This window comes from Paenibacillus sp. FSL K6-1330, from assembly GCF_037976825.1.
Classification (GTDB): domain Bacteria; phylum Bacillota; class Bacilli; order Paenibacillales; family Paenibacillaceae; genus Paenibacillus_AQ.
Genome location: NZ_CP150269.1, coordinates 3,610,239 through 3,622,317, shown reverse-complemented (window position 1 = coordinate 3,622,317; position 12,079 = coordinate 3,610,239). Strand labels below are relative to the sequence as shown.

General features: G+C 45.6%; 11 protein-coding genes. 2 read left to right on the top strand and 9 right to left on the bottom strand.

The genetic code is table 11. The features are described from left to right. Position 1 precedes the first annotated feature (1 nt). A complete protein-coding gene (locus tag NYE54_RS16410) occupies positions 2–1,075 on the bottom strand; it encodes an acyl-CoA dehydrogenase (protein ID WP_339273252.1) in 1,074 nt (357 codons plus the stop codon). A 74-nt stretch (positions 1,076–1,149) separates the two neighbouring features. Continuing rightward, a complete protein-coding gene (locus tag NYE54_RS16405) occupies positions 1,150–2,961 on the bottom strand; it encodes a DUF3658 domain-containing protein (RefSeq protein WP_339273251.1) in 1,812 nt (603 codons plus the stop codon). Positions 2,962–3,156: 195 nt separating this feature from the next. Between NYE54_RS16405 and NYE54_RS16400 the strand changes: the two genes are divergently transcribed. Then, complete coding sequence (locus NYE54_RS16400; protein WP_251035889.1) at positions 3,157–4,464, top strand: glycosyltransferase family 2 protein; 1,308 nt, start codon at positions 3,157–3,159, stop codon at positions 4,462–4,464. A gap of 269 nt (positions 4,465–4,733) precedes the next feature. Here the strand turns inward: NYE54_RS16400 and NYE54_RS16395 are convergent, their stop codons facing one another. Further along, positions 4,734–5,129: a hypothetical protein gene (locus NYE54_RS16395; RefSeq protein ID WP_339273249.1), complete on the bottom strand. Its 396-nt coding sequence runs from the start codon at positions 5,127–5,129 to the stop codon at positions 4,734–4,736. A 252-nt stretch (positions 5,130–5,381) separates the two neighbouring features. On the opposite strand from NYE54_RS16395, the gene NYE54_RS16390 reads away from it, so the two are divergent. Then, positions 5,382–7,973 carry a glycosyltransferase gene (locus tag NYE54_RS16390; RefSeq protein WP_339273248.1) on the top strand — a complete coding sequence of 864 codons (2,592 nt, stop codon included), beginning with the start codon at positions 5,382–5,384 and terminating at the stop codon, positions 7,971–7,973. 80 nt (positions 7,974–8,053) lie between these two features. On the opposite strand, the gene NYE54_RS16385 is transcribed toward NYE54_RS16390, so the two are convergent. The 6 genes from NYE54_RS16385 to NYE54_RS16360 form a co-directional block, all read right to left on the bottom strand. Then, positions 8,054–8,812: a glycosyltransferase gene (locus NYE54_RS16385; protein ID WP_339273247.1), complete on the bottom strand. Its 759-nt coding sequence runs from the start codon at positions 8,810–8,812 to the stop codon at positions 8,054–8,056. Positions 8,813–8,840: 28 nt separating this feature from the next. Further along, positions 8,841–9,524, bottom strand: a complete 684-nt coding sequence (locus tag NYE54_RS16380; RefSeq protein WP_339273245.1) for a galactosyltransferase-related protein — start codon at positions 9,522–9,524, stop codon at positions 8,841–8,843. Positions 9,525–9,554: 30 nt separating this feature from the next. Beyond that, entirely contained in the window at positions 9,555–10,499 is a 945-nt protein-coding gene (locus tag NYE54_RS16375; protein WP_339273243.1) for a glycosyltransferase family 4 protein, read from the bottom strand. A 176-nt stretch (positions 10,500–10,675) separates the two neighbouring features. Continuing rightward, positions 10,676–10,861 carry a hypothetical protein gene (locus tag NYE54_RS16370; RefSeq protein ID WP_339273241.1) on the bottom strand — a complete coding sequence of 62 codons (186 nt, stop codon included), beginning with the start codon at positions 10,859–10,861 and terminating at the stop codon, positions 10,676–10,678. Positions 10,862–10,876: 15 nt separating this feature from the next. Beyond that, positions 10,877–11,386: an NUDIX hydrolase gene (locus NYE54_RS16365; RefSeq protein WP_339273239.1), complete on the bottom strand. Its 510-nt coding sequence runs from the start codon at positions 11,384–11,386 to the stop codon at positions 10,877–10,879. A gap of 33 nt (positions 11,387–11,419) precedes the next feature. After that, complete coding sequence (locus NYE54_RS16360) at positions 11,420–11,947, bottom strand: GNAT family protein (RefSeq protein ID WP_339273237.1); 528 nt, start codon at positions 11,945–11,947, stop codon at positions 11,420–11,422. Positions 11,948–12,079 lie beyond the last annotated feature (132 nt).

Below are 12,079 nucleotides of genomic sequence, written 5' to 3'. Positions count from 1 at the left end.
ATCAGAAGTTTCTTAGCAGCGCATGCGAGCATGCCGTCTGAAGATCCCTCCAGCAGCGATTGATTTCGGCATCTTCCATCGCAGCGGATAAACCCAAGAGCGGGAACACCTGTTGGCCGCAGGATAACGCTGTTTGGGCTGCTGCTATGCTGCGGGCGGTCACCTCTTCTTCTGTTGTTTTCGATAATTCACCGTTATTCAGCAGCTCCTCCCAAGAGCCTTCCACCGTCTTATAAAAATCCGAAACGGATTGCTCCAACATTGCTTTACGCTCCTCCAGCTTGCCGATCACATGAGAAGAGCTCCTTCTCTGTGTCGCAAGTGATTCGGCTGCCTCCAGGAAATGCTCGGCGATCCCAACGGCGACTCCAGCAAAAGATACTTGGGCAAACGGAAGGAAGGGATATTGATAGATCATTTCGTTCTCATACCCTTGGGTTTCCGTAAGGGAGAACGTCATCTCCACCGGCACGAATGCATCCACAGCGGATAACGTATGACTCGCCGTTGCCCGCAGTCCGAAGGCATTCCAATCCTCCAGAATCTCGACTTGATCAGGATTCAGGATAAAGGAACGAATATGGGGCTCGCCCTGATCTGTTGTCGGTACGCCAGCTTTATCTTGTACCGCGGAATCCGGTTCAATAACTGCATTGGCTGTAAAGGTCGTTGCATAGGTAGAACCGCTGCAATACTTCCAGCTGCCGTTCACAATATATCCGCCGTCCACCTGTCTTGCCGTGCCTGTCGGCATCCCGCTGCCCGCAATCACCGCTTCGCGGTGTGCGAATACGCGGCGACTCACCTCCTGGCTCATCAGTGCCGCGAAGAATCCTCCACCTGCTCCAATCGTAACCAGCCATCCCAGGTTACCGTCGATCCTGGCACTCTCCTGAAAAATGCGTGCAGCCTCCGGCAGTGAGGTCATTCTTCCTTCAAGCTCATCGGGCACAAACAAATGAAATAAACGATGATCGTATATAGTTGCCAGCACTTCGGGCGTTACTTGTCGATGCTTGTCCATCCCAAGCGCTTGTTCTCTTATGCTTTGAATCTGCTGATCCGTAAATAACATAACTCCACCGCTTTCCACAATCTTCTCTCTGCCTAGTGATATTAAGATTCCAACCTTGTACGAATATGCTTAATCTATTCTTTAGAAGTCGTTTCATCGATCTGGGTTAACACCTTCTCCAGGGAACCCATGAAGGACACACGTTGTTCTTGATGATGTTGATAAGTCCTCAATAGGTTATCGATTTGAGTTTGTATGCTGCTCCTAAAAGCTTCCGGGTTGGTGGAAACAGATGATCCCAGTCCCTCTGCATCCAACTGGCGTATTTCTTCCATGAGACCTCTTTCTGCAAAATGGATCTCCATCATCTCACTCATCAGCGACTTCAGCTTCACGACCTTGGCCAGGCGCTGTGCATGGGTCCACCGCTCCTCGGGAGTCGATGCATCTACAAGGGAGATGCTGTAGTTTCGCATCGCTGTCAGCTCGCCGTTATAGGTTAAAGCCCCTTCCTGAATCAGATGTCGGACCCGATACTCAATGAAAGAGTCGGAAACGGTTAATTCACCCATTCCGATCACCTCGCCAATAATGCGGGCTGATTTCTTGAAGAACCCGTGTCTAGCCTCAAGGCGATATGCGGCTTGCAGTATATCTGCATCATAGTAAGATTCAGGAACGGTGCGTAACTCCTCGCCTTGAAGCACGCGCAGGAACCCATCATCGTTTACGAGACGCTGCCAATCCGCACGATAGCCAGCCTGAGCTTGCGGCGACAATGGAACATGCTCGGCTGTGTCCAGCACCGTTTGAAGTTTATCTATAGCCATCTCGAATGTCCCCCGATACCAAATGTTCGGGTTCTGCTTGTGAAGCACACTTGTCGCATTCACCAATATGGCATCAGGATGATCTGGTATCAAAGACAACAACCTGCGTAAGCCAAGTTGTTCCGAGGCGGAATCCCCTGCCCATATCAAGCACGGCAGCTCGTTCAGCTGCTGGGGCAAGGTCAGCCAAGCGAAGGCAGCTTGCAGCATCGTTAATTTTCTGTCATCCGCATGCGTAATGCTATATCGTTCCTGAAACCACTTATTTCGGATAGAGAACGAACGGGAGAAATCATGGTCCTTCGGGAGCGGTCCGATCATGAGGTCATCGTGCAATGTAACTACGATTTCTCCCGGTTTCGAGCGCAGCAGCATCTTTAACGACCCTGCCGTTGAATCATCGAACGCAATATGGACACGCGATACATTCCCGCGATGAATCGGGGATTCGTGCAGGTAGGCTTCATTCCCCATTGCCCACTCTTTATCGAACAACTGGAGAAAGAGCTCGAGACTTTGATGCTTGCCATCTGCCAACAGCCTTGCCGATTCCGTATTCATCTTGTCCTTCAGCTTTAATAGCTTTTCATAGAAGTGGTTAATGGCCGTGCTTTTGCCTTTTCGATATTCCTCTGGTGTCATTTGCTCCCGAAGAGGAATGAATGGATCATACATGCTTTGTCCCTTCCATCCGGAATAAGCAAATGTACGGGCAATACCGATTGCGCCAATCGCATCCAGACGGTCTGCATCCTGTACAATTTGCCCTTCTAATGTACGCATGGCGCTCCCCGTTCCGCCAGAGAATGACATCGTGCTGATAATCTCCAACACGGTTTCCTGGTCAGATGCTTCCACACCGGCTTGCTGCAACCACTGCTGAACCCGCTCGTAACCTGCTTCCTTTGATTCATTCAGCTTCTCGTCAGCTACGTCATGGAGATATGCTGACAATTCACATATGTATGGATTCGCGCCTTCAAGATACGCCAGGAGTCGGGCGATTCGGGTGACACGCTGCACATGCCACCAATCATGACCGCTTGCATCCCTTTCGTGCACTGTGCGCGCAAAATCTTGAGCTTTCTGAATAATATGACTATGAGTTGATTTCATTTGATTCAATTTCCCCCATCCCAGCTTCCTGCTTCTAAGCTCTATTATTCCTGATTTACTATAACGTCGCAACTTAGAGGATGTTATAAGCGAGTTGTATCCGCCTTACGCATGTGGGCATACGATAAACAGAATTGTGTTAAAGATATCCGTTTAGTAACAACTAAGATGAATACAGTAAGGAGCTGAACGGTCATGCTGGTGTTTATTCTTCCAGGTTTATATCCTCATTTAAGCGTAAATACCGCGTCCTCGGTTCAACGTGTATTTTCATATGCCCAATCTATAGTGATCCCTAGCGAAGAAGAGGCTGCAGCGATCATGAATGAGACGCTATCCCTGGAGACTGATCCGTGGTTCGTGACCCTCTATGCGGGAGATTCTGTTCAGCCACATGCAAACAAAGAAATCGAACGATGGCTTAGTACATGCAGTGACCGCTCAGCCGGCTGCATAATGAATCCCGTTTCTATTACAGGTCAACCGGCTCTATCCAACCACAGTCATCTTCCATCCTCCCCTTTTCCCCGTGGACCCCTGTTATGGCGCACGGAGATGGTCATGAATGGGCAGATACCGGGTTTTACGACAAAAGAGCAGCTGCCATTCCAGAAGTACGTGTTGATCGATAAACAGATCCAGCTGTCCACCCGATATGAATGGACGGAAGTTGATTCCGATGGGATCCTATACCATCAACGCGCTGCCCCTGCTTGGATGAGGGAAGCTGAGGAATGGAACGCAATCTCCCCGCTTCTCCATGCTTCATCCCGTGTTCAGTATATAGATGAAAGACAAAACTCTCCAATAGTTACCATTGCTCTATGCACATATAACGACGGTGAATACTTGCCATGGGCTATTCGCTCCGTATTATCACAGACGATCACAGCTTGGGAGCTGATCATTGTCGATGACGGTTCAAGTGATGATACTTCAAGTATTCTGGCGAGACTCCCTGTTGATTCAAGAATAAATACAGTGAGACAAAATCAAAACCTGGGTAAAGCTCATGCCCTGAACAGAGCACTTCAAATGGCGAGGGGTTCCTGGTTTCTTGAGTTGGATGCCGATGATTGGATGTCACCTGATTGTCTGGAAGTCCTTCTACATGAAGCATGCAAGGAGCGGAATGTTGGTGTATTCTATGCGAATCATGTTGAATGGCTTGAGCGGATGAATAAACAGCTCCTTTACCAGGGTATCAGAACTGGACCATCCCATTTCTCCTCCAGGCGACTCCTCGCTGAAGCCGTTGCAGTCGCCCCAAGAATGTTCAACGTCTCTATACTCAAGCAGGTAGGAGGTTGGAACACCATGGTCCCTTTCGAAGGACGTCTATACGAAGATATCGAGATGTTATCCAAGGTTTCCTGCTTCCATCCGGTTCATCATGTTCCTCAACCGCTCTATCATAGAAGGTTAAGAAGCTCCAGCATGACACATCGGCATCTTAATTACTATGAGAAATGGAAGAACGCCATGAGCGACATATTGAATTAGATTTATTGAAATAGATCTTGTAAAGTTCACCATTCGAGAAATCACTGAGGAAGTATACGGACTAACGATATATTATCGTTAATTATGGTAACCTGTCTTGATGTTGGCAAATAATTTGAGCTTACTACCTGAACCGTGATCAATCCAGCTGTAGCTGATAATAATTGTCCTTGAAGGAACTGATTGGCCTGGATAACCTCTACCGTCCTACCGAGGAAAGTTGCCAGTATCTCCGAAAAATCCATCTTCTCTTCCCTCCCTATTTATCATTATTCAATGGATAAGATACTACGTTGCGGTATAATGGCAATGCTTCCGTTAGGCTCCGAGATTTGAATATAATCTTCACCAATGGATACCAATGTACCGAAAATTGGACCTGCAGGAGTTTCGATGGTTATACGCGTATTAAGTCGCGATCTTAAATAGGCAATGACATTACCTCGCTCTGCATAGCTGCTTTCTACTTGCTCCTGAAGTGTATTTACCCGTATGGCAAGTCGTCTGAGCTGTAATTTAATCTGAGAAATGCTCTTAATCAATCGCCAGCGTAACCTATTCAGCTTACTCAATACTGGAATTGGCTTTTTACCATGCTTACGTTTTCTCTTACCTACAATGACCTTGCAATCGCTTTGATGGCTTCGGTTCCAATATCTCCTCACAATTGCGGCCTCCCTCCATATAGTCACTGGTACAATATGTATAAATCATTACAATGGAAACTCGAATAACCAAAGATAAGAAAACGGCCTACAGCATAGATCTGGACATCATCCACCAAGATATTTGAATACTGGATACTTCCGCACCCATTTTGATAAATCCAATGTCAATTGGTGTTCTACCCATACAGATACTATGGGTGATTCATACTTTGTTAAAGAGACAATCACACACGAGAGAGGAGGCTACTCTTGAATAAAATCATGGTCAACCGTCGCAGATCTTCGACTAATCGCATGAGGCCTCGTCAGATTAAGCATCGTAAATCAACTCCTAAGGTGAACAAGAAGAAACGGTCGGTTCACTCGGTACCTCTGGTATCCCTATCACAATCAACTCATCAACAATCCGCTGACCCGTTTCAATCCGCGTCTGCTCCTAAATCGTCTGCGCCTCCGGTATCGGAGGTTATCATGCCAACGAAAGCTCCCCTATACGATATTATTCGCTTTCCTGTCATTGACTGGCAGTTCCGATGGCAACGTCCACAACAATTATCAGAACAATTCGCTCAACAGGGGCATCGTGTCTTCTATGTAACAACAGAGATCATTGGTTTACGCAAGGAAGAGGCTTCCAAAGAAGAGGTAAGCCGCTTAGTCAACATCAAGAACATCGATCGAAACGTATGGCTCGTTACTCTGTGCGCAAATCAGCCTCTAAATCTATATAAAGATAAGATGAGTCATTGGGATATCCAATACCTGAAATGGTCTATTGAGCACGTACGAGCCAAATTCGGCATATCCCAATTGGTATCCATTGTTGATTTGCCGTTCTGGACACCACTTGTCATGGCTATGGAGCAACATCAAATCGTGTATGATTGCATGGATCATCATGCGGGCTTCTCGACAAATGAGCCCGAAATGCTCCATCAGGAGGAACGCCTGCTTCGGGAAGCGGGACTTGTCGTAACGTCTTCTCAGCACTTGTATGATTGGGCTACTGCATATAATCCATCCACCGTTCTTATCCGCAACGCAGCAGATATTACTCACTTTTCGATGCCGCCCAAAGAACCTTTGATGGAGCTTGAGTCCATAGAGCAACCGATAATCGGTTACTATGGGGCGATTTCCGACTGGTTCGATATACGTCTAATCGAAACAGTGGCTAGAAATCGACCGGAATGGACATTTGTTCTGATCGGACACACTTTTGGTTGTGATACCTCTCAGATCGAGAAGCTGGACAACGTAATATTTTTGGGCGAAAAGCCCTATCATGAGCTTCCGAGCTATTTACATCGATTCCAAGTAGCGTTAATTCCTTTCATGAAGAATATGCTTACTAAGGCTACCAATCCTGTTAAACTGTACGAATATCTAGCTGCAGGAAAACCAGTCGTATCTACCCACCTTCCAGAAGTTGAAGCAATTGCTTCCGATATTGTCTCCATAGCACATACACCGAAGGAATTCGAGCAGGCGATTCAAGAAGCGCTTCAGGACACCGGTACGGAATTAATCAAACGCAAGCAAGATTTCGTCCGGCATAATAACTGGGTTCAAAGATACAAGGTTTTGAACGAAAACATTATCCAGCATCTGTTTCCCAAGGTTAGCGTTATTATTGTTGTTCATAATAAATGGTCATACACTGAGCAGTGTCTTCGTAGTTTGTTTCAAAAGGGGCATTATCCTAACCTTGAAGTTGTTATTGTTGATAATGCCTCGACGGATCAGACTTCTCTACAACTTAAAGCACTTAGCAATCCGCTAATTAAAGTTATATCGTCTCCTGATAATCTTGGTTTTGCCGCAGGCAACACACTTGGATGCCAGAAGTCGACGGGCCAGTATATGATTCTGCTAAACAACGATACCATCGTACCAGATGGCAGTTGGATTTCCAGATTGCTTCGGCCATTTCACGAAGACCCGCAAATCGGAATGACGGGTCCCATGTCCAATTGTGTGGGTAATGATCAAGCGCTTGATCATTTCATAGGCGACACAGTATACGGGGCCGATGCTCGTTGGTTACATGATTTTTATGAATTGTACCGTCAGAAAATCAGATATACCGATTTACTTGGATTTTTCTGTGTGGCTATAAAACGGAGTGTATGGGAACAAGTTGGGGCTCTTGATCCGGCCTATGGAATTGGCATGTTCGAGGATGATGATTACTGTGAGCGTGTCCGATATGCAGGATACCGTCTGGCTATCGTTGAGGATGCTTTTGTATATCATTACGGCAGTGCCACCATTAAAGAATTGAGGCCGCAGGTGTACGAATCGATATGGAATGATAATAAGGCATACTATGAACAGAAATGGAACAAATCCTGGAGAACACCGAAAGGTCCCCACAGCACCTTTCATTTAGCGGATCAGCCAGAGGATATTGCGAATCGAGTCCGAGATACAGGGAAGCAGTTCGCATTGGTTCTGGGTGAAAAAATATGGGAGACAAATTCAAGACGATGGCAGAAAATCGTCAAAGGATTGACTGAGGATGAGAATCTTTATGTCATCGTATATACGCATGTATATCACGGCAACCAAGTCATTGGTACGCGCAAAGTGGGGCCTCAACTGTACTTCACAAACCGAATCGATTTATTCTCGCTTGTCACATTTGATCATGTGCTGTACTGCGGTTCAACCGACATTTTCCCACACCTGTATTCTGATCACTTTGTCGCGGATTCGCTTTGTTATCACGATCATCAGCTTATAGCTCTTTTATCCCGCTTACCCGAAATCGATGTGTTGAAGGACACACAAGTGACTCAAGTTGTCCGCAATGTCATCTCGCTTACAAAAAATATATAAACGAAAATTAAAAGCCCCCCATGAATTTCCGATGCTAGCTCAGAAGCTAGTTCAGAAACATGGTTAGGGGCTTTTTAGTTTTAATGAGGTTCGAATCCAATTGCCTTCAGGTAACGCCGAACCACTTCAGGATGCTGACCTTGAAACGGCGCTGTGACAATCTCGTATTCGGAATGCTTGTAACTCCAATCTGGCATACCTTCGTTTTCGAGTAAATTAACGTCTTTTCTCCGATTATCATTAAATTTGATCTTTCTTCCTAAAGCGTAATGGTAGTGGTATATAAACACATCACTTCGCCCTCTTGGAATGCTCCATATACTCTGGCCCTCGGCCGCCTCTAGCGTACAATGATGTTTCTCGTCACGATAACGGATTCCTTTATTCGCCCTCCACATCCTCGTTATATCATTGGACCAACGCTCATCGCCTAGACTGTTAATCCGAATTGTCCACGGATCTCCCCAGAAATTGACGAACGGGAACTGGTATATATCCACCTCTTTATTGCCCATAAGTTGCGGCAGTACCTCCTTAAAACGATCATCCATTAGTTCATCGATATCCAAGTTCATGATCCAGTCTCCTTGTGCCTGATCAATCAGAAAATTACGTACTAGGGATTCATTCCAATCCTCGGTGTACGGCATCCCGATCTGCTGGAAACGAAATAGCCGGATCGTACAAAGATTCTGTAACCGCTCAATATGCTTCAAAGTGTCATCTGTGCTTCCTCCATCCACTATAATTATTTCATTAGCAAAACGACTCACGCTTTCAATATATAAAGGGACGAACGTTTCTTCATTCAATACCGGTACAATCACCGACAGTTTCATAGACAACCTCTCCTTCTCAATTAGGCCATTATTTTTTTGGAATCAGTTTGCGCATAGATTGAACAAGTCCCTTTGCCTCTTTGTATTTTTTATATAAGGCATAGTTGGTTTCATAATGGGGATTGCCTTCGGGTCCAACAAATGGGTGCCAGAAGTGCACCATTTCCCCGTCAAGTCGGACGTGAGTTCCGATAAGAGTGTCCAGTGCGTATGCGAACGCTTCATCCTCCCCACCCCAGCCGATAAACCGTTCATCATATCCCCCGACTGCTTCATATGCACTTCGTTGTAATACATTTAATCCTCCAAAATAATAAGCACTATTCTCATCTCGATTTCCCAGCTCCGTAGAGATCGGCCAACCAGGTGTCTGAGCCAGGACTAGCTTTGAAGCCTCCTCTGGCAGCCGTAAAATACGGCTGAATGGGATAACCCATTGATAGTCATTCAAGTAAGATATAGATTCCAGCACAAGATTTGGATCATATACAACATCGCAATCTGCAATGATGAACTTATTTCTGGTTGCTTGACGTGCTGCACAGTTAATGGCTTTCGACCTGCTGAATGGATTACCAGAGACTTTTCCGATGCATACTTCTATATCCGGCATCGTCCGTGTGTAGAAATCCAATACCCACCTGAATGCAGCATCCCTCGGCCCCCCATTATCCGACTGGTAGGGAATCAGAACGGAAACTTGGTCAAACATCGTCTCTTCCTCCTCGCCGACATGTCTATGTTATTTTTTGAACAATACCTTGAGCCATCGGCTCATTGCATGCTCAATGCTCCAGCCTGATTCTATTTGTCTCCTGCATTGCCGTCCAATTTCTTGAAGCTCTACCGAGTGATTCAACCAATGTCTAATCGAGCGTATAAAATCATCAGGATCGTCACTATCCAGAATCAACGCATAAGCATTCGGGTGAGCTGCGTTCTTTACATTACCAACATTCGTGGAAAGAACCGGTACCCCGCAAGCATACGCTTCCAGCGCCGTTGCTCCACTTCCTTCGTTGGCCCCCGTGATCAACAACAAATCCAGCTTATGATAAAAATTCGGCATATCCTCATAGGTATAGGATCTAGAAGTTTCAATAAAAGTGACCCGTTCCTCATTCTTGAAATGTTCTTTAATTCGCATGTACAATGTGTTGTAATTTTTAGAGATTTTCGAGGGATCTCCAGCCCATCCAATAACGAATGAAGTGTTGTTTAATCGAGCTGTAGGCGATGGTTGAAACAACTTTTCATCCACGAAATGACCTATATATTCAACAGATGCGTTCGGAGCTACGGCCTGCAAGGTTAAAGCCAGCCTCTGATTTATGGCGCCTATCTTACCAATTTTAGGAATAACCAATCTAAGAAAGTCAGGATCTGGAATAAGTTCATCCACCCATTCTCGAAAGATTTCATAATGCTGACTGAAATAATAGTAGGAAACGGCTACTGCTGAATCGATCCGTACATTCTTGAAGATACAATAAGCTGCAATGCCAAGACACATGGCAGATATGTGTTCATATTGGTGATTTAACGCCCCACTGCTCTTATGCGCCAGATACAGATCCAATTCACTCATAGACATTAGGTCCAGAGATGGATGGTACTGCTGAATAACTTTGGCATTTTTGCCAAGGATCCACCAGTCTACATCATAGATCAGCAAGTGCCTTCCCATAGTTTTGTCCCCCTTACTCACTCCTAACAGATTATATTCGATTTCTTCCCGACAAGTTTGCGAGATAACATAAAATGATGAAACCGTCTATCATTAACAATAAAAAGCTGCCTTTAGTGTAGAAAGCATCTACATCTAAAGGCAGCAATTAAAATTCATTTATATCTGACTGATAACTACAGTCTTTTATTCACGATATGCTTGTTCCCTTTCAGCTCTTTAATGTCCTTTCGCAGCATTCTCATCTCTTGAATCATGGCATCCATTCTAATGATGATTTTGGATGAATTGATCGCGTAACGAATGACAATAATGGCAACAATGATACTTAACACAGTCATAAAAATCCCAACAAACTCCATAAATATGAACCTCCGTTATATATGCTGAAAGAAGCCCTTGAGCAAACCTTGCATCATCGCAAAGACCAGCTCGGAGTCCTGCAGCTCGTTCTCCTTAATCCGGTGCAGGCATTCCGTTACGCTCATTCTTACTACGTCAATACGCTCGTATCCCTCGAGCTGTTGATCCGCTTGACTTATCACCTCATCGGTATAATAAACATGGGCGACTTCATTGCATCTCCAGGACGCCGGATACAGCTTGCCCAGATAATAAAGCTTGCCGCATGTGCAGCCCGTTTCTTCCAGCATCTCTCGGCGTGCTGCCGATTCCAGGTCCTCCTCCTCGAATACGCCACCGCCGGGTAACTGAATGACGTAGTCATCCACGGCGGCGCGATATTGACGGATTAGCAGCAGTTGATCGCCATGCTTAGCCAGAACAACAACGGACACATGATTCTCTTTGGTATAATACACTTTACCTGACGCTTCCTCGTAAATCGAAATTCCGTTATGACGGATCAACAATTCGGTATTATCCATGTAGGCAGGAGCTCCTTAACAATATGATAGATTTTAGATCTCGAATTCATCTTTGAGGATGGAGAATAAATAGGAATCATGGTAAGCCCCTTTAAACCATAGGTGCTGCCGAAGATGCCCTTCCTGCTTCATTCCGATATGACGCATAACCGCTGCTGACCCGATGTTTCCCGGCCTGCAGGTGGCGTAGATCCGATGAACTCCCAGCTCCTTAAAACCAAAACGGCACATGACGCTAGCAGCTTCCGTAGCATAACCCTGTCGCCAATAGGCGGAATTCAAGCAGTACCCAAGCTCTGCGTTCGTCTTCGATCGGTGAAGACCCACACCCCCGATTAAACGGCCGCTATCTTTCAGCACGATCGCCAGTTCATAACTGTCACGGGGACTCTGCTCTTTCATTTGGCGGATTTCCTTTAAATATTCTAAGGTATCCTCTTCCGTATTCGGTCCCCACATCGTATACTCGGTCACTAACGGGTCAGAGGCGTAGGCATGAATACTGGCAAAATCCTCCTCCTGAAAATCCCGGATTACCAGTCTTGTTGACTCCATCTGCATATGTACTCACTCCCTGAAATAATCTTCATTCATCACAACACGACATTTTTTCCTGATTATACCACACCCCATATTTTGGAAGACAAAAAGAAGCCTGGGCATCTTATCGCCCAAGCTTCATACAGCATCCTT

Bases quoted from the DNA above. Each gene is read 5' to 3' on its own strand.
- NYE54_RS16410 (WP_339273252.1), bottom strand. From the start codon at position 1,075: ATGTTATTTACGGATCAGCAGATTCAAAGCATAAGAGAACAAGCGCTT.
- NYE54_RS16405 (WP_339273251.1), bottom strand. From the start codon at position 2,961: ATGAAATCAACTCATAGTCATATTATTCAGAAAGCTCAAGATTTTGCG.
- NYE54_RS16400 (WP_251035889.1), top strand. From the start codon at position 3,157: ATGCTGGTGTTTATTCTTCCAGGTTTATATCCTCATTTAAGCGTAAAT.
- NYE54_RS16385 (WP_339273247.1), bottom strand. From the start codon at position 8,812: ATGAAACTGTCGGTGATTGTACCGGTATTGAATGAAGAAACGTTCGTC.
- NYE54_RS16380 (WP_339273245.1), bottom strand. From the start codon at position 9,524: ATGTTTGACCAAGTTTCCGTTCTGATTCCCTACCAGTCGGATAATGGG.
- NYE54_RS16375 (WP_339273243.1), bottom strand. From the start codon at position 10,499: ATGGGAAGGCACTTGCTGATCTATGATGTAGACTGGTGGATCCTTGGC.
- NYE54_RS16370 (WP_339273241.1), bottom strand. From the start codon at position 10,861: ATGGAGTTTGTTGGGATTTTTATGACTGTGTTAAGTATCATTGTTGCC.
- NYE54_RS16365 (WP_339273239.1), bottom strand. From the start codon at position 11,386: ATGGATAATACCGAATTGTTGATCCGTCATAACGGAATTTCGATTTAC.
- NYE54_RS16360 (WP_339273237.1), bottom strand. From the start codon at position 11,947: ATGCAGATGGAGTCAACAAGACTGGTAATCCGGGATTTTCAGGAGGAG.